This window comes from Pseudomonas citronellolis, assembly GCF_900112375.1.
Taxonomy (GTDB): domain Bacteria; phylum Pseudomonadota; class Gammaproteobacteria; order Pseudomonadales; family Pseudomonadaceae; genus Pseudomonas; species Pseudomonas citronellolis.
Genome location: NZ_FOLS01000044.1, coordinates 14194 through 40016 on the forward strand (window position 1 = coordinate 14194; position 25823 = coordinate 40016).

Sequence of the window (25823 nt, forward strand, 5' to 3'; positions counted from 1 at the left end):
GGCTCCGGACAAGTCCGAGCACAATGCTCGGACTTACCGGAGCCCGCCTGTGACCTTGAAACAGCTCGACGAACTGACCTTCGACAACCGCTTCGCCCGCCTGGGCGACGCCTTCTCCACCGAAGTCCTGCCCGACCCCATCGCCGAGCCGCGCCTGGTGGTGGCCAGCCCCGCCGCGATGGCGCTGCTCGACCTCGACCCGGCGGTGGCCGGGGAACCGGTATTCGCCGAAATCTTCTCCGGGCACAAGCTCTGGTCCGAGGCCGAGCCGCGGGCGATGGTCTACTCCGGCCACCAGTTCGGCGCCTACAACCCGCGTCTGGGCGACGGCCGCGGCCTGCTGCTGGGCGAGGTGGTCAATGACGCCGGCCAGCACTGGGACCTGCACCTCAAAGGCGCCGGGCAGACGCCCTACTCACGCATGGGCGACGGCCGCGCGGTACTGCGCAGCTCGATCCGCGAATTCCTCGCCAGCGAATACCTGCACGCCCTGGGCATCCCCAGCAGCCGCGCGCTTTGCGTCACCGGCTCGGACACCCCGGTATGGCGCGAGACCAGGGAAAGCGCCGCCATGCTGCTGCGCCTGGCGCCCAGCCACGTGCGCTTCGGCCACTTCGAGTACTTCTACTACACCCAGCAGCACGACAAGCTGAAGGAGCTGGGCGACTTCGTCCTGGCCAACCACTTCCCCGAGTGCCTGGAGCAGCCGCAGCCCTATGCCGCGTTCTTCCGCGCAGTGGTGGAAAGCAACGCCGAACTCATCGCCCACTGGCAGGCCTACGGCTTCTGCCACGGGGTGATGAACACCGACAACATGTCGATCCTCGGCATCACCTTCGACTACGGCCCCTACGCCTTCCTCGACGACTTCGACGCCAAGCACATCTGCAACCACTCCGACGACGCCGGGCGCTACAGCTTCAACAACCAGGTGCCCATCGCCCACTGGAACCTGGCGGCCCTGGCCCAGGCGCTGACGCCCTTCGTCGAGGTGGACGAACTGCGCGAGGCCCTCGGCCTGTTCCTGCCGCTGTACCAGGCCCACTACCTGGACCTGATGCGCCGCCGCCTGGGCTTCACCACCGCGGAGGACGGCGATCTGGACCTGGTGCAGCGCCTGCTGCAGGCCATGCAGAGTGGCGCGGTGGACTACAGCCTGTTCTTCCGCCGCCTCGGCGAGCAGGCGCCGGAACAGGCGCTGGCGCAGGTCCGCGAAGACTTCGTCGACCTCGCCGGCTTCGACGCCTGGGCCGCCGACTACCGCGCCCGCGCCGAACACGAAGGCGGCAGCCAGGACGAGCGCCGCGCCCGCATGCACGCGGTGAACCCGCTGTACGTGCTGCGCAACTACCTGGCCCAGGAAGCCATCGCCGCCGCCGAACAGGGCGACTACTCAGTGGTGCGCGAGCTGCACGAGACGCTCAGCAAGCCCTTCGAAGAACAGCCCGGACGCGAAGCCTTCACCCGCCGCCCGCCGGACTGGGGCCGGCACCTGGAGATCAGTTGCTCCTCCTGAGGCGGTTATAAGCTCAGGCGAAATCGTTCTGCCGCCGCCCGGCGGGCATTGCTCCCGGTCATTGACCGGTCGGGGCGCCGCTCGCATCCTCAGGGCTTTCTGCCCACCAAGGATGCTCGAACAATGAAACTGGAAACCCTGGCGATCCACGCCGGCTACAGCCCCGACCCGACCACCAAGGCAGTGGCCGTGCCGATCTACCAGACCACCTCCTACGCCTTCGACGACACCCAGCACGGCGCCGACCTGTTCGACCTGAAGGTGGCCGGCAACATCTACACGCGGATCATGAACCCCACCAACGACGTGCTGGAGCAGCGCGTCGCCGCCCTGGAAGGCGGCGTGGGCGCGCTGGCCGTGGCCTCGGGCATGGCCGCCATCACCTATGCCATTCAGACCGTCGCCGAGGCCGGCGACAACATCGTCTCGGTGGCCAAGCTCTACGGCGGCACCTACAACCTGCTGGCCCACACCCTGCCGCGCTTCGGCATCCAGACGCGCTTCGCGTCCCACGACGACGTGGCCGCGCTGGAAGCGCTGATCGACGAGCGCACCAAGGCGGTGTTCTGCGAGTCCATTGGCAACCCGGCAGGCAACATCGTCGACCTCCAGGCCCTGGCCGACGCCGCGCACCGCCATGGCGTGCCGCTGATCGTCGACAACACCGTGGCCACGCCCATCCTCTGCCGGCCCTTCGAGTACGGCGCGGACATCGTGGTGCACTCGCTGACCAAGTACATCGGCGGCCACGGCACCAGCATCGGCGGCATGGTGGTCGACTCCGGCAAGTTCCCCTGGGCGCAGCACAAGGAACGCTTCCCGCTGCTCAACACCCCGGACCCGTCCTACCACGGCGTGACCTACACCGAAGCCTTCGGCCCGGCGGCGTTCATCGGCCGCTGCCGCGTGGTGCCGCTGCGCAACACCGGCGCGGCGCTGTCGCCGTTCAACGCCTTCCTCATCCTCCAGGGCCTGGAGACCCTCGCCCTGCGCATGGAGCGCCACTGCGAGAACGCGCTGAAGGTCGCCCACTACCTGGAGCAGCACCCGCAGGTGGCCTGGGTGAAATACGCCGGCCTGCCGGAGCACCCCGAACACGCCCTGGCCAAGCGCTACATGGGCGGCAAGCCGGCCTCGATCCTGTCCTTCGGCATCCAGGGCGGCGCCGAGGCCGGCGCGCGCTTCATCGACGCGCTGAAGCTGGTGGTGCGCCTGGTCAACATCGGCGACGCCAAGTCCCTGGCCTGCCACCCGGCCAGCACCACCCACCGCCAGCTCAACGCCGAGGAACTGGCCCGCGCCGGGGTGAGCCAGGACATGGTGCGGCTGTCCATCGGCATCGAGCACAGCGACGACATCATCGCCGACCTCGAACAGGCCCTGGCCGCCGCCGCGGCTTGATATCCGCCGGGCGCGGCTCCAGATTGGGGGAATCCCCCGCTGGAGCCGCGCCATGTCCGAACCCCTGCTGATTCCCTGCCCCCACTGCGGCGGCCTCAACCGCCTGCCAGCCGAACGCCTGGGCGACCATCCGCGCTGCGGGCGCTGCAAGCACGAGGTGCTGCCGGGCAAGCCCTTCGCCGTCGACGAGGCCGGCTTCGCCGCCCAGCTCAAGGGCGACCTGCCGCTGCTGCTGGACGTCTGGGCCGACTGGTGCGGCCCATGCAAGGCCTTCGCGCCGACCTTCGAACAGGCCGCCGCGCGGCTTTCCGGACGCTGCCGCCTGGCCAAGCTGGACAGCGAAGCCAACCAGCGCCTGGCCGGGCAGTTGGGCATCCGCTCCATCCCCAGCCTGATCCTCTTCAAGGACGGCCGCGAAGCGTCGCGCCAGAGCGGCGCCCTGCCGCTGCCGCAACTGCTCGACTGGCTGGCCCGCCAGGGCCTGTGAGGCGCCGTGACCGCTTCGGTCAGCGCGCCTGAGCGAAGCGGTCATTGCCCGCCGCGGCAGGGCGGCTAGGCTTGCCTGAACAGAACAAGAAGCGGAGCCGCCCGATGTCCTTTCCCGTCGAATTCGTCCGCCAGATGACCGAAGAGCACATCGCCTTCGTCAAGCGCTACGGGCTCAAGGCCGAAATCCTCGAACGCGGCCACGTGCGCCTGCGCATGCCGCTGCACGGCAACGAGAATCACCTGGGCAACATGTACGCCGGCGCCCTCTTCACCCTCGCCGAGCTGCCCGGCGGCGTCATCACCCTGACCAGCTTCGACAGCCACCGCTTCTACCCCATCGTCAAGGAAGCCGGCCTGCGCTTCCGCCGCCCCGCCACCAGCGACGTCTGGGTCGAGGCCCGCCTGAGCGACGCCGAGATCGCCCGCATCGCCGAGGAGGCCACGCTCAACGGCAAGGCCGAGTACGTGCTGGACCTGCAACTGAAGGATGAACACGGCGAAGTGGTCGCCGAGAGCCACGCCGTCTATCAGCTGCGCAGCCGTTGATCCGCGGCCCTTGCGCTGTGTCAACATGGGCGCGCGCGGCTGGGCCAGAGTGGTGGGACCGCCGGAGGATCCCACCATGCCCAAGCACATCCTGGTCGCCCACGACCTCAGCGTCGAAGCCGACGTCGCCGTGCGCCGCGCCGCGCAACTGGCCGCCGAGCACGACGCCCGCGTCAGCCTGCTGCACGTCATCGAACAGCCCCTGGGCGCGCCGCTGCTGGCCAAGGCCCGGCAGAGCGCCGTCGCCGCGCTGCAGGACAGCGCCCACAGCGCCGGCCTGGAACACTACCAGCCACTGGTCGCCGAGGGCCGCCCGGCCAACGTGATAGCCGCCACGGCGCAGGAGCTGCAGGCGGACCTGCTGGTCACCGGTACCCACCGCCAGGCGCTGGTGGAGCGTTTCGACGGCACCACCCTGGAACAGATCCTGCGCTGCAGCCGGGTGCCCGCCCTGCTGGTGACCGACTCGCAGCTGCGCCCCTACCAGCGGGCGCTCAGCGCCCTGGACTTCTCCGTCGGCGCCTGCCACGCCTGGCGCAGCGCCTGCGCCTGGCTGGCGCCGGGCGGCGAACTGCTGGCCCTGCATGCCTACGACGCCGGCAACGACCCCGGCCGGCTGCGCGAACGCCTGGACGAGCAACGCCAGTTGCTGGAACAGCTGATGCACGACGAGAGCCAGCAGGTGGGCGGCCCGCTGCCGCAACTCGAGTGCCTGGTGAGTTCGATGGGGGTTCGCGAAGCGCTGGACCACAGCCTGGCCGACTGGCGGCCGCAACTGCTGGTGCTCGGCAGCCGCGGGCGCGGCGCGCTACAGCAGGCCCTGCTGGGCAGCACGGCGCGCTACTACCTGCGCCGGCCGCCTTGCGACCTGCTGGTCAGTGCCTGAATAGAGCAGCTATAAGCTTCAAGCTTCGAGCAGGCCGTGCAGTTCGACGAACTGCAGGGTCAGCTTGTGGCGGGGATCGAGGTAGATCAGCGGGGTGCAGACCTGGTGCGACTCGCGCATCTTCACCGAGCTCATCAGGTACACCGGCAGCACCGGCATGTCCTCTTCCACCAGCTCGTCGAGCAGTTGCTGTGGCAGGCTGGCGCGCGGCTGGAACTGGTTGACCACGATGCCCTCCACTTCCAGGCCCTCGTTGTGGTCCTCCTTCAGCTCCTCGATCTCGCGCAGCAGGCCGTACAGCGCCTGGCGGGAAAAACTGTCGCAGTCGAAGGGGATCAGGCAGCGGTCGGCGGCGATCAGCGCGGATACCGTGTAGAAGTTCAGCGCTGGCGGGGTGTCCAGGTAGATGCGGTCGTAGTCCTCGGCCAGCTCGTCGAGCAGTTTGCGCAGCTTGTTGATCTTGTGCTTGGCCTCGAGCTTGGGCTGCAGGTCGGCCAACTCGGCGGTGGCGGTCACCACATGGAGGTTTTCGAACGGCGTCTCGTAGATGTCCACCTTGCCCTTGCGGGCGAAGGGGCCGCTGGAGAGGCTCTGCTTGAAGAAATCGGCGATGCCCATGGGCACGTCGTCGCCGGTCAGGCCGGTGAGGTAGTGGGTGGAATTACCCTGGGCGTCCAGGTCCACCAGCAGCGTGCGGTAGCCCTCGGCGGCGCTCACGGCGGCCAGGTTGCAGGCAATGCTCGACTTGCCGACCCCGCCCTTCTGATTGAAAACCACGCGACGCATGAGCACCCCTCCAAGCCGTTCAAGTGACACCGGATTCTATGCAATGCCCATGACAAGGGCGAGCACTTGCGCATGCCGCCGGGCGGCGTCTAACCCGCCGCGCCTCGGGTGACCAGTTCGATGAAGGCCAGCGCCGCCGGCGAGGTCTCGCTGCGCCGCCGCACCAGCCACACCGAGCTGGTCGCGCCAGGGTCCAGCAGGGTGCGGTAGACCACCCCGTCCACCCGCGTGCGGCGGAACGAGCCGGGCAGCATGGAAACCCCCAGGCCCGCCGCCACCAGGCCGATGATGGTCATGGCCTCGCCGGCCTCCTGGCTGATGCGCGGGGTGAAGCCGGCTTGCCGGGCCAGCGCCTGCAACTGGTCGTACAGCCCGGTGCCGTAGCTGCGCGGGAAGAACACGAAGGGCTCCTCGGCCAGCGCCGCCAGTTCCAGGCCCTCCAGCGAATCGCGGGCCAGCGGGTGGTCGGCGCGCAGCACCGCCACCAGCGGTTCGCTGAACAGCTCCACCGCCTCCAGCGAGGCCGGCAGCTGGAAGGAGCGGATCACCCCGACCTGCAGGCGCTCTTCCTGCAGCGCTTCGACGATCTGCCGGCTGCTCATCTCCTGCAGGTCCAGGTGCACTTCCGGGTAGGCCTGGCGGAAGGCGTGGATGCTGCGCGGGATGGCCGAGGTGAAGGGCGCCGAGGCGGTGAAGCCGATGCGCAACTCGCCCAGTTCGCCCTGGTGCGCGCGGCGCGCCAGCAGCACCGCGCGGTCGACCTGGGCCAACACCTGGCGGGCCTCGTCGAGGAACAGCCGGCCGGCTTCGGTCAACGCCACCCGGCGGTTGGTGCGCTCCAGCAGGCGCGCGCCTATCTCCTCTTCCAGCGCCTGGATCTGCTGGCTCAGCGGCGGCTGGGAAATGCCCAGGGCCTCGGCGGCGCGGCCGAAATGCAGTTCCTCGGCGACGGCGATGAAGTAACGCAGGTGACGCAGCTCCATGGGAACTCCGAATGAGTCGAATTACATATCAAACGTGTCGATCAATATATTGGAAATAATAAAAGCCCTTCCTTATCCTTGTCACACAAGCCCAATAACGACTTTCCACTTTCTGCCAGCCTGGCTGCGCGGGCCGATTTCGCTCGCCGCGAGGCACACTCCTTTCCAGAATCGAGGTGAGTTGTGAGTCACTCTGCCGTGCGGGCTTCGTCGGATTCCGAACCCGCCTTGCTGCAGGCCGCCGAGGTGGCCAACCAGGCGCTGGCCGGCGCCGTGAACGACATCGAGAGCTACATCGAGAAAGGCACCCCGGCCTTCATGCGCACCTCGCTTGCGCTGTTCTCCGGCGGCTTCGCCACCTTCGCCCTGCTCTACTGCGTGCAGCCGATGATGCCGGTGCTGTCGCAGACCTTCGCCCTCAGCGCCGCGCAGAGCAGCCTGGTGCTGTCCATCGCGACCATCATGATGGCCCTCGGCCTGCTGGTCACCGGGCCGATTTCCGACGCCATCGGGCGCAAGCCGATCATGGTCGCCTCGCTGGCCTTCGCCGCCCTCTTCACCCTGGCCAGCGCGGTGATGCCGACCTGGCACGGGGTGCTGGCCATGCGCGCGCTGGTCGGGCTGTCGCTCAGCGGCCTGGCGGCAGTGGGCATGACCTACCTGAGCGAGGAAATCCACCCGCAGCACATCGGCCTATCCATGGGGCTGTACATCGGCGGCAACGCCATTGGCGGCATGAGTGGGCGGCTGATCACCGGCGTGCTGGTGGACTTCATGTCCTGGCACGCGGCCATCGCCATCCTCGGCGGCCTGGCCCTGGTGGCGGCTGTGGTGTTCTGGCGCATCCTTCCGGAGTCGCGCAACTTCCGCCCCACCCCGCTGAACCTCCGGCAACTGGCCGACGGCTTCGCCTCGCACCTGCGCGACGCCGGCCTGCCCTGGCTGTTCCTCGAGGGCTTCCTGCTGATGGGCGCCTTCGTCACCCTGTTCAACTACATCGGCTACCGCCTGCTGGCCGATCCGTACCACCTCAGCCAGGCCGTGGTCGGCGTGCTCTCGCTGGTGTACCTGGTGGGCATCTACAGCTCCGCCTGGGTCGGCTCGCTGGCCGACCGCCTGGGCCGGCGCAAGGTGCTCTGGGCGGTGATAGTGCTGATGCTCAGCGGCCTGCTGCTGACCCTGCTGCCGGCGCTGCCGCTGATAGTCGCGGGCATGCTGCTGTTCACCTTCGGCTTCTTCGCCGCGCACTCGGTGGCCAGCAGCTGGATCGGCCGCCGCGCGCTCAAGGCCAAGGGCCAGGCCTCGTCGCTGTACCTGTTCAGCTACTACCTGGGCTCCAGCGTGGCCGGCACTACCGGCGGGGTGTTCTGGCACCACTTCGGCTGGACCGGCGTCGGCCTGTTCATCGCCGCGCTGCTGTCGGTCGCCGTGCTGGTGGCCCTGCACCTGGCGCGCCTGGCAGTGTTACCGCGCACCCTTCCCGCGCTGAGCACTTCGCATAACTGAGTAGTTTCCACACACTCAGCTTTGATTCTGTCGGCGACAGATATGCCAGTGTCGCCTCCGGATATGACATTCCCATGATCGCGACGCCCCTATCCCGGGGCGTCGTGGCGCTTCTACCCAATTCTTTCGCGCCTACGACCAAGGTCGTAACAAAATGTGGCGCGCATCTTGCGTTCAGGAAAAGGAACACCTCGTTGGATTATCAAAACGGCTTCGGCTGCGCAGGACGCATTTCCTTCCTTTTCTCGCTGTAGGTAACGCATGAGCAGTACCCCATCCGCCGGTCTGGCCCAGGGCCTGAAGAACCGTCACGTCACCATGTTGTCCATCGCCGGGGCCATCGGCGCCGGCCTCTTCGTCGGCTCCGGCCACGCCATCGCCGAAGCCGGCCCGGGCGTCATGGTTTCCTACCTGGCCGCCGGCCTGCTGGTGGTCCTGGTCATGCGCATGCTGGCCGAAATGGCCGTCGCGCAGCCGGACAGCGGCTCCTTCTCCACCTACGCCGACCGCGCCATCGGCCACTGGGCCGGGTTCACCATCGGCTGGCTGTACTGGTGGTTCTGGGTGCTGGTGATCCCGCTGGAGGCCAACGCCGCCGCCGCCATCATCCACGCCTGGATCCCCGGCGCGCCGATCTGGGTCCTGGCCTTCGTGATCACCGCGGCGCTGACCGTGACCAACCTGTTCAGCGTGAAGAACTACGGTGAGTTCGAGTTCTGGCTGGCGCTGATCAAGGTCGGTTCGATCATCGCCTTCCTGGTCATGGGTTGCGCGGCCATCTTCGGCGTCTCGCTGAACCCCGAGGTCAGCGGCATCAGCCACCTGTACGCCGAGGGCGGCTTCCTGCCCAAGGGCTGGGGCGCCGTGCTGGCGGCCCTGCTGACCACAATGTTCTCCTTCATGGGCTCGGAAATCGTCACCATCGCCGCCACCGAGTCCAAGGACCCGGCGCAGCAGATCACCCGCGCCACCAACTCGGTGATCTGGCGGATCGCGCTGTTCTACCTGCTGTCGATCCTGATCGTGGTCTGCCTGGTGCCGTGGAACGACCCGCGCCTGGTGAGCATGGGCTCCTACCAGACCGTGCTGGAGCACCTGCACGTGCCCTACGCCAAGCTGATCGTCGACATCATCGTCCTGGTCTCGGTGACCAGCTGCCTGAACTCGGCGCTCTACACCGCCTCGCGGATGATGTACTCGCTGAGCAAGCGCGGCGACGCCCCGCGCATCGCCCAGGTGACCAGCGCCAGCCGCACCCCGGTGTACGCCGTGCTGCTGTCCACCGCCATGGCCTTCCTGTGCACCTTCGCCAACTACCTGGCCCCGGCCGAAGTGTTCAACTTCCTGCTGGCCAGCTCCGGCGCCATCGCCCTGCTGGTGTACCTGGTGATCGCCATCTCGCAGCTGAACATGCGCAAGAAGCTGCTCGCCCAGGGCCACCAGCTGACGCTGAAGATGTGGCTGTTCCCCTGGCTGACCTGGGCGGTGATCATCTTCATCAGCGCCGCGCTGGTGATCATGATGATCCGCCCGGACCACCGCATGGAGGTGGTCGCCACCGCCCTGCTGACCATCGTGGTCGTGTGCTCCGGCCTGCTGGTCTCGAACCGTCGCAAGGCCCAGCGCGCCGCAGGCTACGCGGCCGACGCCGCCTGACGCAGCGCCCATGAAAAAGCCCCGCCATTGGCGGGGCTTTTTCGTTGGGCGCGTGTTTTGTAGGAGCGCGCCCTGCGCGCGAATCGCGGGCAGGGCCCGCTCCTACAGGTTGGCACTGAATTTCCCGACCATGCCCGTAGGGCGGATAACCGCGAACGGTTATTCGCCCCACGCAAAGCGTCAGTGATACTGCGCCGACAGCTCGTGCACCGCCTCGAAGAAGACGCCGGCATGGGCCGGGTCGACTTCCGGGGTGATGCCGTGGCCGAGGTTGAACACGTGGCCGCTGCCCTGGCCGTAGGCGCCGAGGATGCGCGCCACTTCGCGGCGGATGGCTTCCGGGTTGGCGTAGAGCACCGACGGGTCCATGTTGCCCTGCAGCGCCACCTTGTCGCCGACGCGGGCGCGGGCGCTGCCGATGTCGCAGGTCCAGTCCAGGCCCAGCGCTTCGGCGCCGGTGTCGGCCATGGACTCCAGCCACAGGCCGCCGCCCTTGGTGAAGAGGATCACCGGCACCTGGCGGCCATCGTGCTCGCGGATCAGGCCGTCGACGATCTTCTTCATGTAGGCCAGGGAGAATTCCTGGTACGCCGCCGACGACAGGCTGCCGCCCCAGGAGTCGAAGATCTGCACGGCCTGGGCGCCAGCGCGGATCTGCCCGTTGAGGTAGCCGGTGACCGACTGCGCCAGCTTGTCGAGCAGCGCGTGCATGGCCTGCGGGTTGTCGTAGAGCATCGCCTTGGACTTGCGGAAGTCCCTGCTGGAGCCGCCTTCGACCATGTAGGTGGCGAGGGTCCAGGGGCTGCCGGAGAAGCCGATCAGCGGCACCCGGCCGTTCAGCTCGCGGCGGATGGTGCGCACGGCGTCCATGACGTAGCCCAGATCCTTCTCCGGATCGGGGATCGGCAGCGCCTCGATGTCGGCCAGGCTGGAGACCACCTTCTTGAAGCGCGGGCCCTCGCCGCTCTCGAAGAACAGACCCTGGCCCATGGCGTCGGGGATGGTGAGGATGTCGGAGAAGAGGATCGCCGCGTCCAGCTGCGGATAGCGGTCCAGCGGCTGCAGGGTCACCTCGCAGGCCAGCTGCGGGTTCATGCACAGGCTCATGAAGTCCCCAGCCTTGGCGCGGGTGGCGCGGTATTCCGGGAGATAGCGGCCGGCCTGGCGCATCATCCACACGGGGGTAACGTCGACGGGCTGCTTGAGCAGGGCACGGAGGAAGCGATCGTTCTTCAGGGCAGTCATGGCGGCATCCGGCAAAAAAGTGCGGGCATTTTCGCAAAGCCCAAAGCAAAAGGCACGGCGGGGGCCGTGCCTTTTGTCCATCGCGGCATTCTGCCGCAGCGCTGGTGCTTCTGCTCTTCGTAGGAGCGAGCTTGCTCGCGAACAAACCCCTGCAGCGGGGCTAGGGTTCGCGAGCAAGCTCGCTCCTACAAGAGCAGGTGTCAGACGCCGAGGTAGTCGAGGATGCCTTCGGCGGCCGTGCGGCCTTCGAAAATCGCCGTCACCACCAGGTCGGAACCGCGGACCATGTCGCCGCCGGCGAAGATCTTCGGGTTGCTGGTCTGGTGCTTGAACTGCGCGGCGGCCGGGGCGATGACGCGGCCCTGGCTGTCGATCTCGACCTGGTGCTGCTCGAACCAGGGCGCCGGGCTCGGGCGGAAGCCGAAGGCGATCAGCACGGCTTCGGCCGGGATGATCTCCTCGGAGCCCGGGATCGGCTCGGGGCTGCGGCGGCCACGGGCGTCCGGTTCGCCGAGACGGGTCTCGACCACCTTCACGCCTTCCACCCTGTCCTCGCCGACGATGGCGATGGGCTGGCGGTTGAAGAGGAACTTCACACCCTCTTCCTTGGCGTTCTTCACCTCTTTGCGCGAACCGGGCATGTTCTCTTCGTCGCGGCGATAGGCGCAGGTCACGCTCTTGGCGCCCTGGCGGATGGAGGTGCGGTTGCAGTCCATCGCGGTGTCGCCGCCGCCCAGGACCACCACGCGCTTGCCCTTCATGTCGACGAAGTCCTCGGGGGACTTCTCGAAGCCGAGGTTGCGGTTCACGTTGGCGATCAGGAAGTCCAGCGCATCGTGCACGCCGGGCAGGTCCTCGCCGGGGAAGCCACCCTTCATGTAGGTGTAGGTGCCCATGCCCATGAACACGGCATCGTACTCATCGAGCAACTGCTCCATGGTCACGTCCTTGCCGATCTCGGTGTTCAGGCGGAACTCGATGCCCATGCCGGTGAAGACTTCGCGGCGGCGCGACAGCACGTGCTTTTCCAGCTTGAACTCGGGGATGCCGAAGGTCAGCAGGCCGCCGATTTCCGGGTTGCGGTCATACACCACCGGGGTCACGCCGTTGCGCACCAGCACGTCGGCGCAGCCCAGGCCGGCCGGGCCGGCGCCGATCACCGCGACGCGCTTGCCGGTGGGCTTGACCTTGGACATGTCCGGGCGCCAGCCCATGGCGAAGGCGGTGTCGGTGATGTATTTCTCCACCGAGCCGATGGTCACCGCGCCGAAACCGTCGTTGAGGGTGCAGGCACCCTCGCAGAGGCGGTCCTGCGGACACACCCGGCCGCAGACTTCCGGCAGGGTGTTGGTCTGGTGCGACAGCTCGGCGGCGGCCAGGATGTTGCCTTCGGAAACCAGCTTCAGCCAGTTGGGGATGAAGTTGTGGACCGGGCACTTCCACTCGCAGTACGGGTTGCCGCAGCCCAGGCAGCGATGGGCCTGGTCAGCCGCCTGCTGCGGCTTGAACAGGTCGTAGATTTCCACGAACTCGCGCTTGCGCTGGCGCAGCAGTTTCTTCTTCGGATCCTTGCGCCCGACTTCGATGAACTGGAAGTCATTGTTGAGACGTTCAGACATTTCAAGACCTCTTCAGACTTCAGGCGCTTATTGCGGGTTGGCACGGGTGCTGGTCAGCAGGGAACCGAGGCTCGCGGCCTTCGGTTTCACCAGCCAGAACCGACGCAGGTAGTCGTCGAGGTTCTCCAGCAGGTTCGCACCCCACTCGCTCGCCGTTTCCTCGACATATTCCACCAGGACCTTGCGCAGGTGGCTGCGCTGGGCCTCCATCGCCTCGCCGCTGATCCGCTGGATTTCCACCAGCTCATGGTTCACGCGGTCGACGAAGGTGTTGTCCATGTCCAGGACGTAGGCGAAGCCCCCGGTCATGCCGGAGCCGAAGTTGTAGCCGGTCTTGCCCAGTACGCAGACGAAACCGCCGGTCATGTACTCGCAGCAGTGGTCGCCAGTGCCTTCCACCACCGCGTGGGCGCCGGAGTTGCGCACGCCGAAACGCTCGCCCGCGGTGCCGGCGGCGAACAGCTTGCCGCCGGTGGCGCCATACAGGCAGGTGTTGCCGACGATGGCCGACTCCTGGGTCTTGAACGGGCTGCCCTTGGGCGGGGTCACCACCAGCTTGCCGCCGGTCATGCCCTTGCCCACGTAGTCGTTGGCGTCGCCTTCCAGGTACAGGTGCAGGCCGCCGGCGTTCCACACGCCGAAGCTCTGCCCCGCGGTACCCTTGAAGCGGAAGGTGATCGGCGCCTTGGCCATGCCCTGGTTGCCATGCACCCGGGCGATCTCGCCGGACACGCGCGCGCCGATGGAACGGTCGCAGTTGCAGATGTCCAGCTCGTACTCGCCGCCCTTGGCGCCTTCGATGGCGCCGCGGGCCAGCTCGACCATCTTCTCGGCCAGCAGGCCCTGGTCGAACGGCGGGTTCTTCTCGACTTCACAGAACTGCGGCTTCTCGGCCGGGATCAGGTCGCTGCCCAGCAGCGGGGTGAGGTCGAGGTTGCCCTGCTTGGCGGTTTCGCCGGGCAGGATTTCCAGCAGGTCGGTACGGCCGATCAGCTCGGCGAGGCTGCGCACGCCCAGCTTGGCCAGCCATTCGCGGGTCTCGCTGGCGATGAAGGTGAAGAAGTTCGTCACCATCTCGACCGTGCCGATGAAGTGGTCCTTGCGCAGCTTGTCGTTCTGGGTGGCCACGCCGGTGGCGCAGTTGTTCAGGTGGCAGATGCGCAGGTACTTGCAGCCCAGGGCGATCATCGGCGCGGTACCGAAGCCGAAGCTCTCGGCGCCGAGGATGGCCGCCTTGATCACATCCAGACCAGTCTTCAGGCCGCCGTCGGTCTGCACGCGGACCTTGCCGCGCAGGTCGTTGCCGCGCAGGGTCTGGTGCGCCTCGGCGAGGCCCAGCTCCCAAGGCGAACCGGCGTACTTGATGGAGGTGATCGGCGAAGCACCGGTACCGCCGTCGTAGCCGGAGATGGTGATCAGGTCGGCATAGGCCTTGGCCACGCCGGCGGCGATGGTGCCCACGCCCGGCTCGGAGACCAGCTTCACCGACACCAGCGCCTGCGGGTTGACCTGCTTGAGGTCGAAGATCAGCTGCGCCAGGTCCTCGATGGAATAGATGTCGTGGTGCGGCGGCGGCGAGATCAAAGTCACGCCGGGCACCGCGTAGCGCAGGCGGGCGATCAGGCCGTTGACCTTGCCGCCGGGCAGTTGGCCGCCCTCGCCAGGCTTGGCGCCCTGGGCCACCTTGATCTGCAGGACCTCGGCGTTGACCAGGTATTCCGGGGTCACGCCGAAGCGGCCGGTGGCCACCTGCTTGATCTTCGAGCTCTTCAGCGTGCCGTAGCGCGCCGGGTCCTCGCCGCCCTCACCGGAGTTGGAGCGCCCGCCGAGGCGGTTCATGGCTTCGGCCAGGGCCTCGTGGGCTTCCGGCGACAACGCGCCGAGGGAGATGCCGGCGGCGTCGAAGCGCTTGAAGATCGACTCCAGCGGCTCGATTTCGTCGAGGCTCAGCGGCTGCGCGGCAGTCTTCACCTGCAGCAGGTCGCGGAGCATCGACACCGGGCGCTTGTCCACCAGCGCGGTGTATTCCTTGAATTTCTCGTAGTCGCCCTGCTGCACGGCGGCCTGCAGGGTGTTGACCACGTCCGGGTTGTAGGCGTGGTACTCGCCGCCGTAGACGAACTTCAGCAGGCCGCCCTGCTGGATCGCCTTGCGGTTGTTCCAGGCCTCGCCGGCGAGCAGCTTCTGCTCGTTCTCGATATCGAGGAAGCGCGCGCCCTGGATGCGGCTGGGCACGCCCGGGAAGCACAGGCCGGTGACCTCGTCGGCCAGGCCGATGGCTTCGAACAGCTGGGCGCCGCGGTAGGAGGCGATGGTGGAGATGCCCATCTTCGACAGGATCTTCATCAGGCCCTTGGAGATGCCCTTGCGGTAGTACTTGAACACCTCGTAGAGGTCGCCCAGCACTTCGCCGGTGCGGATCAGGTCGGCCAGTACCTCGTAGGCGAGGAACGGGTAGACCGCCGAGGCGCCGAAGCCCACCAGCACCGCGAAGTGGTGTGGGTCGCGGGCGGTGGCGGTCTCCACCAGGATGTTCGAGTCGCAGCGCAGGCCGGTCTGCACCAGGCGGTGGTGCACGGCGCCGACGGCCAGGGCCGCGTGCACCGGCAGCTTGCCGGGGGCGATGTGGCGGTCGGAGAGCACCAGCAGCACCTTGCCGGCGCGCACGGCTTCCTCGGCCTGGTCGGCGATGTTGCGCACGGCCGCTTCCAGGCCGACGGACTCGTCGTAGTTCAGGTCGATGTGGTGGCGGTCGAAGCCCGGGCGCTCCAGGTTCATCAGGCTGCGCCACTTCGCCGGGGAGATCACCGGGGTGGTCAGGATGGCCTGGTTGGCGTGGTGCGGCGACTCTTCGAAGATGTTCTGCTCGACGCCCAGGCAGGTCTCCAGGGACATCACGATCGCCTCGCGCAGCGGGTCGATCGGCGGGTTGGTGACCTGGGCGAAGACCTGGCGGAAGTAGTCGTAGGGCGAGCGGATGCGCTTGGACAGCACCGCCATCGGGGTGTCGTCGCCCATCGAGCCGACCGCTTCCTGGCCCTGCTCGGCCAGCGGGCGCAGCACCTGGTCACGCTCCTCGAAGGTGACCTGGAACATCTTCATGTACTGCTTGAGCTGGTCGCTGTCGTAGCTGGCCACGCCCTGGTCGTCTTCCAGGGTCGCCTGGATGCGCAGCGCGCTCTGGCGCAGCCACTGCTTGTACGGATGGCGCGACTTCAGGCGGTTGTCGATGTCTTCGGTCTGCAGCAGCTGGCCGGTCTCGGTGTCCACCGCGAGGATCTGCCCCGGGCCGACGCGGCCCTTGGCCAGCACGTCCTCGGCCTTGTAGTCCCAGACGCCGATTTCCGAGGCCAGGGTGATGTAGCCATTCTTGGTGGTGACCCAGCGCGCCGGGCGCAGGCCGTTGCGGTCGAGCAGGCAGACGGCGTAGCGGCCGTCGGTCAGCACCACGCCGGCGGGGCCGTCCCACGGCTCCATGTGCAGCGAGTTGAATTCATAGAACGCGCGCAGGTCGGCGTCCATGGTCTCGACGTTCTGCCAGGCCGGCGGGATGATCATGCGCAGGCCGCGGAACATGTCCATGCCGCCGGTGACCATCAGCTCGAGCATGTTGTCCATGCTCGAGGAGTCCGAACCCACGCGGTTGACCAGCGGGCCGAGCTCGTCGAGGTTCGGCATGAACTCGTTGACGAACTTGCTGCGCCGGGCCTGGGCCCAGTTGCGGTTGCCGGTGATGGTGTTGATCTCGCCGTTGTGCGCCAGCAGGCGGAACGGCTGGGCCAGCGGCCACTTCGGCAGGGTGTTGGTGGAGAAGCGCTGGTGGAAGACGCAGATGGCGGTCTTCAGGCGCTCGTCGGAAAGGTCTGGATAGAAGGCGGCGAGGTCCGCCGGCATCATCAGGCCCTTATAGATCATGGTCTTGTGCGAGAAGCTGCAGACGTAGTGGTCGGCATCGGCGGCGTTGGCCACCGAGGAGCGCCGACGGGCGCAGAACAGCTTCACGGCGAAGTCCTGGTCGGACAGGCCTTCGCCGCCGACGAACACCTGCTCGATCTGCGGCAGGCGCTCCAGGGCCAGGCGGCCGAGCACGCTGGTGTCGATCGGCACCTTGCGCCAGCCGACCAGCTGCAGGCCTTCGGCCTCGATCTCGCGGTTCATGTTCGCGCGAGCGGCCTCGGCCTTCACCGGGTCCTGGTTGAAGAAGACCATGCCCACCGCGTACTGGGCGGGCAGATCGGTCGCGAACTCGGCCTTGGCCACCGCCCGCAGGAACGCATCGGGCTTCTGGATCAGCAGCCCACAGCCATCCCCGGTCTTCCCGTCCGCGTTGATCCCACCTCGGTGGGTCATGCAGGTCAGTGCTTCGATGGCGGTTTGCAGAAGTTCATGGCTTGGCTCGCCCTGCATATGGGCGATCAGGCCGAATCCGCAGTTATCCTTGAACGTCTCAGGATGGTACAGACCTGCTTTCATAGAGAACTCTCACCGGCAAAACTTTTTTAATTCAGCGACTTCGCCTGTCTTCTCGCTCAAGCGGCAAGTTTCCGACAGGCAAAGGGAGGCCATTGTACATAGGTACAAGGCGCCTCACAAATTTTTGGCGAGAGGCTGAAACTGGATGTCGCATTCCTGAAAGAAAAAACCCGCCAGTCGTGCTTGTGACTGGCGGGTTTTCATTTTTGCGACAGCGCGTCAGTGGGCGCTGGCGATTTCCTGCTGGATGCTGGCGAAGGTGCGCGGCCAGGGTTTGCCGCCCTGGGCCTTGGCCGACAGGCTCTTCACCGCGGCCACGGCGGCGGCGCGGCTGGGGAAGCTGCCGTAGGTCACCACGTAGAAGGGCTTGCCCTGCAGGGTCTTGCGGAAGTAGCGGTACTCGCCGCCGCCCTGCTTGCTGATGTAGGCCTTGGCGCTGGCCTCGGAGCCAGTGCCCAGCACCTGCACAGCATAATTCCCCGCGGGCTGCGAGCGATACCACTGGCTACCGGCACCACCGGCGGCGGCGCTGGCCTTGGCCGGGGCCGCAGGCTTGCTCGGCGCAGCCTTGGCCACGGCCTTGGGTTCTGCCGGCTTGGCCGCGGGCTTGGCGACCGGTTTCACCGGCTCGGCCTTGGCCACCGGTTTGCTGACCGGGGCCGGGGCAGGCGTCGAAACCACCGGCTGCGCCGGAGCGCTCGCCACGCTCGGCGCCGACGGCACCGGATTCAGCGGTTGCGGCGCGCTCTTTCCGGCCAGCGGCGCGAGCGGCGGTGCAGAGGTGGTCACGGTCGGCGGCACGCCGGGCGCGGGCATGGCGCCTTCGTCAGCGTCTTCCTGGCCACCGGCCTGGGCCATGGGCTCGCGGATGACCGGCTGGGCCTCGCCCACCAGCGGCAGCGGCACCGGCTGGTTGGAACCGGCGAACTCCACCGAGGGGCCGGAGCCCGAGGCCGGCGCCTGGGCGGCGCCCGGCTGCGCGGCGGACCCCATCGGCAACTGCGCGGAAGCCTGGGTGGCGGCGCTATCCGGCTTGCTGGTGCGGCCCTGCATGAACCAGGCGGCGACAACGCCGATGGCGACCACGCCGAGGATCAGCAGATGTTTCTTCGGCAGGCGCAGGCTGGCGCCAGGAGCGGCCTTGCGGGCGCCGCCACGGTCGGCCAGCATCGCCTCGATCAGGGCGTCGCGGGCCACCTGGTTGATCGAGCCCGGCCAGCCGCCGGACTGCTCGTGGATATCGGCCAGCAGGTCGTCGGAAATCAGCTCCGCGCCCTGCCCTGCGCCTTCCAGGCGCTGCGCCAGGTATTCACGGGTTTCTTCCTCGCTGTAGGGCTGCAGTTCGATGGCGTGGAAACGCTCCTCGCCCTCGGACAGCGCCTCCAGCCGCGACAGCAGCTCGGGCTCGCCGAACAGGAACACGTGCAGGCGCGCCTCGCTGTTGCCGGCGGCCAGCAACAGCAGCACTTCCAGGGCGCCGTCACGCAGTTGCTCGGCATCGTCCACCAGCAGGTAGACGTCCTGCCCGGTGATCGCCAACTGGGCGACCTTGGCCAGGATGGCCTCGATGCTCACCTGGGTGATGCCAAGGCCCTGGGCCAGCTGGCGCATCAGGGTGGCTTCGTCGGCCGCCGAACGGCCGGAGATCACCACGCTGGACACCGCATCCTTGTTGGTGCTGGCCACCAGGGCCTGGCGCAGCAGGGTCTTGCCGCTGCCCAGGGGGCCGGTCACCGCCAGCAGCAGGTGGCTGTAGCGCGCCAGGTGGTGCAGTTGGCCCAGCACCGGCTTGCGCTGTGCCGGGAAGAACTTGAAGCCAGGAACCCGCGGAGCGAAGGGGTCGTGGCTGAACTGGTAGTGGGCCAGGAAGGCCTCATCGGCATGCAAGCTGGACATGGGACCTCAATGTTCTCCTAACTGATCGACCAGGGCCTGGTAATCAGTACGCAGGGTTTCTTCCAGAATCTCACGAGGGAAGTCCGCAGTGACCACCGCATCCCCCAGCCCTTTCAGCAATACGAGGCGCAGACGGCCGTCGAGCACCTTCTTGTCCACCGCCATGTGCTCGAGGAAGTCCCCGGCGCTCATTTCCTTCGGCGGCACCACCGGCAGTTTCGCCCGCTGCAGCAGGCGCACGCCACGGTCGCGCTCGGCGGCGGTCAGCCAGCCCAACAGATGCGACATCTGCAGTGCCATCACGGTTCCCGCACCCACGGCTTCGCCGTGCAGCCAGACGCCATAGCCCATGTGGGTCTCGATGGCATGACCAAAGGTGTGGCCGAGGTTCAGGGTGGCGCGCACCCCGGATTCCCGTTCGTCGGCGCCCACCACCCGGGCCTTGGCCGCGCAGGAGCGCTCGATGGCTTCGGCCAGGGCGGTGGAGTCGAGCGCCAGCAGCGCGTCGACGTTGTCTTCCAGCCAGGCTAGGAAAGGCTCGTCGCAGATCAGGCCGTACTTGATCACTTCCGCCAGGCCGGCGGACAGCTCGCGCTCCGGCAGCGTGCGCAGCGAGGCGGCATCGATCACCACCGCCTGCGGCTGGTAGAAGGCGCCGATCATGTTCTTGCCCAGCGGGTGGTTGATACCGGTCTTGCCGCCCACCGAGGAATCCACCTGGGACAGCAGGGTGGTCGGCACCTGGATGAAATCGACGCCGCGCTGGTAGCAGGCCGCAGCGAAGCCGGTCATGTCGCCGACCACGCCGCCGCCGAGGGCGATCAGGGTGGTCTTGCGGTCATGCCGCGCCTGCAGCAGGGCATCGAAGATCAGCTGCAGGGTTTCCCACTGCTTGTAGGCTTCGCCATCGGGCAGGACCACGGCGATCTGCGCGTAGTCGGCCAGCGTCTTCTGCAGGCGCGCCAGGTACAGCGGTGCGATTGTCTCGTTGGTGACGATGGCGACCTGCCGCCCACGGATATGCGGCGCGAAATGACGCGGATCATCCAGCAGCCCTTCGCCGATGTGGATCGGGTAGCTGCGGTCGCCGAGATCGACAGTGAGTGTGCGCATGAAGCCCCCAGACAGGAAAGGGCACTAGGATAACGCAGAACCGCGCGCCCTTTAATGGCGCTCCAGCCTGCGCAGGCGATCGAGTATCTCCAGCACCACCAGGCGCGGTGGCCGCTCGTCGGTTTCCACCACCACGTCGGCGATCTCCCGGTACAGCGGATCGCGCAGGGCCATGAGGTCGCGCAGGATCTGCCCCGGGTTGGGCTTCTGCAGCAGCGGCCGGTTCCGGTCGCGGGCGGTGCGGGCGATCTGCTGGTCGACCGAGGCGTGCAGGTAGACCACCTTGCCGCCGGCCTTGAGCGCGGCGCGGTTGGCCTCGCGCAGCACGGCGCCGCCGCCGGTGGCGATCACCACGCCGTCGCCGTCGCAGAGTTCGGCGAGCATGGCGGTTTCCCGCTCACGAAAGCCGGCCTCCCCCTCGACGTCGAAGATCCAGGGGATGTTGGCTCCGCAGCGCTGTTCGATCTCCTTGTCGGAGTCCTTGAAGTCGAGGTGCAGCTCTTTGGCAAGAAGACGCCCGATGGTGCTCTTTCCAGCACCCATCGGGCCTACCAGAATCAAATTGGGCACGGCATTGATCAACGATCGATGGCAATGGCCTGATTATTCATGATCCGGGGAGTGAGGAAAACCAGAAGCTCGTTCTTGGTGTCCGTCACATAGTCGTTCTTGAACAGGCGGCCGACGACCGGTACGTCGCCGAGGAACGGGACCTTGGAGGTGGTCTTGGTCTGGGTGTTGGAGAACACCCCGCCGATGACGATGGTTTCACCGTCGTTGACCAGCACCTTGGCGTTGACCTCGTTCTTCTTGATCGGCGGCACGCCGAGCAGCGCGTTCTGGTAGTCGGGCTCGTCCTTGTTCACCTTGACCTGCATGATGATGCGGTTGTCCGGGGTGATCTGCGGGGTGACCTCCAGGGACAGCGCGGCCTCCTTGAAGGACACCGAGGTGGCGCCGCTGGAGCTGGCTTCCTGGTAGGGAATCTCCGAGCCCTTGAGGATCTTCGCGGTTTCCTTGTCCGAGGTGACCACCTTCGGCTGCGACACCACCTCGCCGTTGCCGGTCTTCTCCATGGCGTTGAGCTGCAGGTCCAGGGTGGTGTTGTCGGTGACGAAGCCGATGCCGATGCCGGAGGTCGGCGTCGCGGTGGTCACGCCCAGGTCAACGAAGGTATTGCTCGTGCTGTTGGCGCCACCGGTGATGTTGAAGTTGCCGCGATTGCTCAGCGAACCACCCCATTGCACCCCCAGCTCCTTGGTGTAGTCGACGCTGGCCTCGACGATGCGCGCCTCGATCATCACCTGGCGTACCGGGATGTCCAGCTGCGAGACGATGCGGCGCAGCTCGTCCAGGCGGTCCTGGGTCTGGTAGGCGATGATGGCGTTGGTGCGGTCGTCGACGGTGATGGAGCCACGGTTGTCGGTGCCGGCGGCAGGCTGGGCGCCCGGGCCGGAACTGGTGCCGGTCACGGACTGGAACAGCTTGGCGATGTCGGAAGCCTTGGCGTAGTTCACCTGGATCAGTTCGCGACGCAGGGGCGCCAGTTCGGCGATCTGCTTCTGCGCTTCCAGCTCCTGGCGCTCACGCGCGGCGATCTCGTCGGCCGGCGCCACCAGCAGGACGTTGCCGACCTTGCGCTTGTCCAGGCCCTTGGTCTTGAGCACCAGGTCCAGCGCCTGGTCCCAGGGCACGTTCTGCAGGCGCAGGGTGATGTTGCCCTGCACGGTGTCGGAGGCCACCAGGTTGAGGTCGGTGAAGTCGGCGATCAGCTGCAGCACCGAGCGCACGTCGATGTCCTGGAAGTTCAGCGACAGTTTCTCGCCGGTGTAGGCGAAGCTGTCCTTCTTGCGCTTCTCGGCCTCGTTGCTGGTCATCGGCTTGATGCTGACGGTCATGCGGTTGTCGGTCTGGAACACCAGGTAGTCGTACAGGCCGCTGGGCTCGATGACGATGCTGGCCTTGTCGCCGGCCGCCGAGGCGTTGACGAACTGCACCGGAGTGGCGAAGTCCTTCACGTCCAGGCGCACGCGCAGGCTGTCGGGCAGCTGGGTGCGCGGGAAGTCCAGGCGGATCTTGCCGCCCTGCTCCTGGATGTCCGGGCTGACGCTCGGGTCGGACAGGTCGATGACCACGTTGCCCTCGCCCTGCTCGCCACGCTGGAAGTCGATGTTGCGGATCGCCTTGCCCACCGGCACGTAGGGCTTGGGCTGCGCCGGGCGAGGCGCCGCGGCATAGGCCGGGGCCGCGCTCGGCGCGGAGCTGGCCGCCGCCGCGGGCGCGCCACCACCCTGGCCGACCAGGATGATCAGGTCGTTGCCCTGGGCGCGGGTGGAATACGGCACCAGGGTGGTCAGGTTGATGATCAGGCGGGTGCGGTCCTTGGCCTCGACCACGGTCAGGCTGCGCGCGTTGCCCACGCCCAGCTCGCGGTTCTTGCTGCCCAGCTTGTTCTGCACGCCCGGCAGGTCCAGGGCGATGCGCGCCGGCTGCTCGATGGTGTAGCCACGCGGCGCGGCCACCGGCTCGTCGAAGCCCAGCTTGAGCTCCACGCGATCCCCCGGCAACGAGGCCACATCGACGCGCTGCAGGTTGGCGGCGAGCAGGCTCGGCGCGAAAAGGCCGGCCAACAGGGCAAAGCCCAGGCGGGTCATAGTTCTGTTCATCGTCGTCTGTATCCGTCGTGCAGACAGCAGTTTGTTATCCATGGTCATCCCCGCCCTTAGGAGCGCTCCTTGAGAGTCAGGCTGCGCGGACGCTCGAGCCAGCCACCCTCACCGTCAGGAACGATCTCGACTACATCGATCTTGCCTTCGCTGATGGAAACGATCTTCCCATCGTTGCGCCCCAGATAATCCCCCACCTTGACCCGGTGCACCCCTCCTGCACCGCGGACCAGGGCGAACGTACCCTCCTGGTTGGACAGTGTCCCCACCATCTCGAAGGTCTCGATGTTGAAACCTTCGAGGAACTGCTTGACCCGCGTTTCGTCGGGCTTGACCACCTTGGAGCCCTTCTGCTTGATCGCCAGGTCAATCTTCACCGGCGGCTGGAACGGGCTGCGCAGGGACGAGGCGTTGTAGGTGAAGGCCTCGTAGGGCTGGAACTTGGGCAGGGGCTCGATGGCCCCCTTGGGCCGCGCACGGACTTCGTCCATGTACGCCTGCAGGTCGGCGAAATCGCCACCCGAACCGCAACCATTCAGACTCAGCAGCAACAGGCCACACAGCATCAGGCGCTTGTTCATTTCTTCGCCCCCGCCTTGTTGGCCGCCGGCTTGGCCTGCACGCCCTTGTCGTTGTAGCGGTAGGTCTTGGCCACGATGGTCATGCGCAGCTTGGTGGTACTGTCCGCACTCACGGGTTTGATCTCGAAGTCGTGCAGGGTGACGATCCGCGGCAGGCTGGCCACGCCGCTGACGAAGGTCGCCAGGTCGTGGTAGCCGCCGACCACGCTGATCTGTATCGGCAGCTCGATGTAGAACTGCTGGGTGACTTCCGGCAGCAGCTTGATTTCCTCGAACTCCAGGCCGCTGCCCAGACCGGTGCGGGTGATGTCCTCGAGCAGCCCGGGCACCTCGGTGTCGCTGGGCAGCTGGCGCAGCAGCGCGCCGAAGGACTCTTCCATCTCCTTCATCTGGTTCTTGTAGGCTTCCAGGTTGGCCGCCTGGAAGGCCTTGGTGCCGAACTGCTGCTTGAGCGTCTCTTCCTCGGCCCGGCGCTGGTCCAGCTCGCCTTGCAGGTCCTTGAGGTGGAACTGGTAGCCGAGCACCAGCACCAGCACCATCAGCAGCGCGCCGGCGATCACCTTGGCCGCGGCGGGCCAGGAACCGACGTTGTTGAAGTCCAGCTCGTTGATATCGATCTTGCGCAGGCTTTGCAGGGAATCGGCCAGACTCATTTCTTGGCTCCTTGCGCGACTGTCTTCTTCTCCTGCTCCTTGACCTTCTCGCCGGGCTGCGTCTGCTGCACGGTGAGCTGGAAGGTGTTGGCCTGGTCGACGGCGCCCTGGGTGACCGCCTTGACCTCAGTGAGGTTGGGCGAGGTCAGCCAGTCGGAGGCGTCCAGGTTGCGCATCAGGTTGGACACGCGGTTGTTGGACTCGGCGGCGCCGGCGATGGCGATGGTGTGGCCGTTCATTTTCAGGCCGGTGTAGTACACGCCATCGGGCAGGGTGCGTACCAGCTGGTCGAAGACGCGCCCGATGATCGGCCGGTTGCCCTGCAGGTCCTGGATGATCTTCATCCGCTCCAGCAGTTGCTGGCGGCGCGTCTTCAGCTCGCTGATCTCCTTGATGCGGGCGTCCAGCACGGCGATTTCCTTGCGCAGGAAGTCGTTGCGCGCGCTCTGGTTCTCGATCGCCGAGCTGAAGTACTGGTCACCGAGGAACACCAGGCCGCCGGAGACCAGCAGCACGCCGCCCAGGGCGACCAGGAAGCGCTGCTTGCGCTCCTCGCGCAGCTGCTCCCGCCATGGCAGTAGGTTGATGCGCGCCATCAGTCGAAACTCCTCATCGCCAGACCGCAGGCAATCATCAGCGCCGGCGCGTCACTGGCCAGCGCCCCGGCATTCACCTTGTTGCTCAGCACCATGTCGGCGAAGGGGTTGGCCACCAGCGTCGGGGTGCCGATCTTCTGCTGGATGAGCCGGTCCAGGTCGGGAATGGAAGCCGTGCCGCCGGCGAGCAGGATGTAGTCGACGTCGTTGAACTGGCCCGCGGCGAAGAAGAACTGCAGGGAGCGCGAAACCTGCTGCACCACCGCATCCTTGAACGGTTGCAACACTTCGCTGTCGTAGTCATCCGGAAGACCGCCCTGCTTCTTGGCAAGGCCGGCTTCCTCCACCGACAGGCCGTAGCGGCGCTGGATCTCCTCGGTGAGCTGGCGCCCGCCGAACAGCTGCTCGCGGGTATAGATGGTGCGGCCGTGGTGGAGGACGCTGAGGGTGGTCATGGTGGCGCCGATGTCGACCACCGCGACGGTCAGCTCGTCGGCGTTGCCGCCCAACTGGTCGCCGAGCAGGCCGAAGGCGCGCTCCAGCGCGTAGGCCTCGACGTCCACCACCTTGGCGGTGAGCCCGGCCAGGGCCAGCGCGGCCTCGCGCACCTCGACGTTCTCCTTGCGGCAGGCCGCCAGCAGCACGTCGACGCTCTCGGCATTGCGCGCGGATACGCCCTGGACCTCGAAGTCGATGGCGACTTCCTCCAGGGGATAGGGAATGTACTGGTCGGCCTCGATCTTGAGCTGGTTCTCCAGCTCGTCTTCGGAAAGCCCGCCGTCCATCTCGATGGTCTTGGTGATGACCGCCGAGCCGGCGACCGCCACGGCAGCCGTCTTCACGCCGGTGCGCGCCTTGGCGACCACCCGCGACAGCGCCTGGCCGACCCCCTCCAGTTCGGCGATGTTTTTCTCGACCACCGAGTTCGGCGGGAGCGGCTCTACGGCGTAGGCCTCTACCTTGTAGCGCCCGCCCGAACGGCTCAACTCGAGGAGTTTGACCGAAGTCGAACTGATGTCGATCCCCAGCAGTGTGTTCGCTTTCTTAGTGAAGAGCCCTAGCACGACTGATTTCCTATCAGCATCCGAGACTTACGGACGATTTATGTTTTTTGACATTAGATACCAGACTTGACACCCGCGCAAATAGCTCGCCGGCAAAAAAACTGCTTATAATGTGATCAGCTTTTCCCTTTTTGCCGCGCCTTTCGCT

The 25823-nt window shown here is 66.8% G+C and carries 20 protein-coding genes; 7 read left to right on the forward strand and 13 right to left on the reverse strand.

Going from position 1 to position 25823, the window contains the following annotated elements; translation table 11 throughout:
* Positions 1-55 precede the first annotated feature (55 nt).
* The 5 genes from selO to BM060_RS29205 all read left to right on the forward strand — a co-directional run bounded on the left by selO (position 56) and on the right by BM060_RS29205 (position 4838).
* The gene (selO, locus tag BM060_RS29185) at positions 56-1516 is read left to right on the forward strand and encodes a protein adenylyltransferase SelO (protein ID WP_074985629.1); all 1461 of its coding nucleotides are present in this window, start codon (positions 56-58) and stop codon (positions 1514-1516) included.
* A gap of 123 nt (positions 1517-1639) precedes the next feature.
* Positions 1640-2917: a bifunctional O-acetylhomoserine aminocarboxypropyltransferase/cysteine synthase gene (locus BM060_RS29190; protein ID WP_074985566.1), complete on the forward strand. Its 1278-nt coding sequence runs from the start codon at positions 1640-1642 to the stop codon at positions 2915-2917.
* Positions 2918-2969: 52 nt separating this feature from the next.
* Positions 2970-3404 carry a thioredoxin TrxC gene (gene trxC / locus BM060_RS29195; RefSeq protein WP_074985568.1) on the forward strand — a complete coding sequence of 145 codons (435 nt, stop codon included), beginning with the start codon at positions 2970-2972 and terminating at the stop codon, positions 3402-3404.
* 104 nt (positions 3405-3508) lie between these two features.
* Positions 3509-3952, forward strand: coding sequence for a PaaI family thioesterase (locus BM060_RS29200; protein WP_074985571.1), 444 nt, complete (start codon positions 3509-3511; stop codon positions 3950-3952).
* Between the two features lie 76 nt (positions 3953-4028).
* Entirely contained in the window at positions 4029-4838 is an 810-nt protein-coding gene (locus tag BM060_RS29205) for a universal stress protein (RefSeq protein WP_074985573.1), read from the forward strand.
* 18 nt (positions 4839-4856) lie between these two features.
* Here BM060_RS29205 and BM060_RS29210 read toward each other — a convergent pair whose 3' ends face one another.
* Together BM060_RS29210 and BM060_RS29215 are read right to left on the reverse strand one after the other, a co-directional pair.
* Positions 4857-5624, reverse strand: coding sequence for a ParA family protein (locus tag BM060_RS29210; protein WP_074985576.1), 768 nt, complete (start codon positions 5622-5624; stop codon positions 4857-4859).
* 89 nt (positions 5625-5713) lie between these two features.
* The gene (locus BM060_RS29215) at positions 5714-6607 is read right to left on the reverse strand and encodes a LysR family transcriptional regulator (RefSeq protein WP_074985579.1); all 894 of its coding nucleotides are present in this window, start codon (positions 6605-6607) and stop codon (positions 5714-5716) included.
* A gap of 183 nt (positions 6608-6790) precedes the next feature.
* On the opposite strand from BM060_RS29215, the gene BM060_RS29220 reads away from it, so the two are divergent.
* Together BM060_RS29220 and gabP are read left to right on the forward strand one after the other, a co-directional pair.
* The gene (locus tag BM060_RS29220; RefSeq protein ID WP_074985582.1) at positions 6791-8113 is read left to right on the forward strand and encodes an MFS transporter; all 1323 of its coding nucleotides are present in this window, start codon (positions 6791-6793) and stop codon (positions 8111-8113) included.
* Between the two features lie 261 nt (positions 8114-8374).
* The gene (gene gabP, locus BM060_RS29225; RefSeq protein ID WP_074985583.1) at positions 8375-9769 is read left to right on the forward strand and encodes a GABA permease; all 1395 of its coding nucleotides are present in this window, start codon (positions 8375-8377) and stop codon (positions 9767-9769) included.
* Positions 9770-9949: 180 nt separating this feature from the next.
* On the opposite strand, the gene hemE is transcribed toward gabP, so the two are convergent.
* From hemE to BM060_RS29280, 11 genes are all read right to left on the reverse strand, one after another.
* The gene (hemE, locus tag BM060_RS29230) at positions 9950-11014 is read right to left on the reverse strand and encodes a uroporphyrinogen decarboxylase (protein WP_074985585.1); all 1065 of its coding nucleotides are present in this window, start codon (positions 11012-11014) and stop codon (positions 9950-9952) included.
* Positions 11015-11214: 200 nt separating this feature from the next.
* Positions 11215-12633 carry an FAD-dependent oxidoreductase gene (locus tag BM060_RS29235; RefSeq protein WP_061562993.1) on the reverse strand — a complete coding sequence of 473 codons (1419 nt, stop codon included), beginning with the start codon at positions 12631-12633 and terminating at the stop codon, positions 11215-11217.
* 27 nt (positions 12634-12660) lie between these two features.
* The gene (gene gltB / locus BM060_RS29240) at positions 12661-17106 is read right to left on the reverse strand and encodes a glutamate synthase large subunit (protein WP_074985587.1); all 4446 of its coding nucleotides are present in this window, start codon (positions 17104-17106) and stop codon (positions 12661-12663) included.
* Positions 17107-17325: 219 nt separating this feature from the next.
* Positions 17326-19002, reverse strand: coding sequence for an AAA family ATPase (locus tag BM060_RS29245; protein WP_074985590.1), 1677 nt, complete (start codon positions 19000-19002; stop codon positions 17326-17328).
* Positions 19003-19008: 6 nt separating this feature from the next.
* The gene (gene aroB / locus BM060_RS29250; protein ID WP_074985593.1) at positions 19009-20115 is read right to left on the reverse strand and encodes a 3-dehydroquinate synthase; all 1107 of its coding nucleotides are present in this window, start codon (positions 20113-20115) and stop codon (positions 19009-19011) included.
* A gap of 51 nt (positions 20116-20166) precedes the next feature.
* Entirely contained in the window at positions 20167-20685 is a 519-nt protein-coding gene (gene aroK / locus BM060_RS29255; protein WP_074985632.1) for a shikimate kinase AroK, read from the reverse strand.
* Positions 20686-20693: 8 nt separating this feature from the next.
* The gene (locus BM060_RS29260) at positions 20694-22781 is read right to left on the reverse strand and encodes a type IV pilus secretin PilQ (protein WP_074985595.1); all 2088 of its coding nucleotides are present in this window, start codon (positions 22779-22781) and stop codon (positions 20694-20696) included.
* Positions 22782-22837: 56 nt separating this feature from the next.
* Positions 22838-23362: a type 4a pilus biogenesis lipoprotein PilP gene (gene pilP, locus BM060_RS29265; RefSeq protein ID WP_074985598.1), complete on the reverse strand. Its 525-nt coding sequence runs from the start codon at positions 23360-23362 to the stop codon at positions 22838-22840.
* Positions 23359-24015, reverse strand: a complete 657-nt coding sequence (gene pilO, locus BM060_RS29270) for a type 4a pilus biogenesis protein PilO (RefSeq protein ID WP_009613645.1) — start codon at positions 24013-24015, stop codon at positions 23359-23361. The genes pilP and pilO overlap by 4 nt, the downstream gene beginning before the upstream one ends.
* The gene (pilN, locus tag BM060_RS29275) at positions 24012-24611 is read right to left on the reverse strand and encodes a type 4a pilus biogenesis protein PilN (RefSeq protein ID WP_009613648.1); all 600 of its coding nucleotides are present in this window, start codon (positions 24609-24611) and stop codon (positions 24012-24014) included. Before pilN ends, pilO begins: the two co-directional genes overlap by 4 nt.
* Positions 24611-25675, reverse strand: coding sequence for a pilus assembly protein PilM (locus BM060_RS29280; RefSeq protein WP_074985600.1), 1065 nt, complete (start codon positions 25673-25675; stop codon positions 24611-24613). Before BM060_RS29280 ends, pilN begins: the two co-directional genes overlap by 1 nt.
* Positions 25676-25823 lie beyond the last annotated feature (148 nt).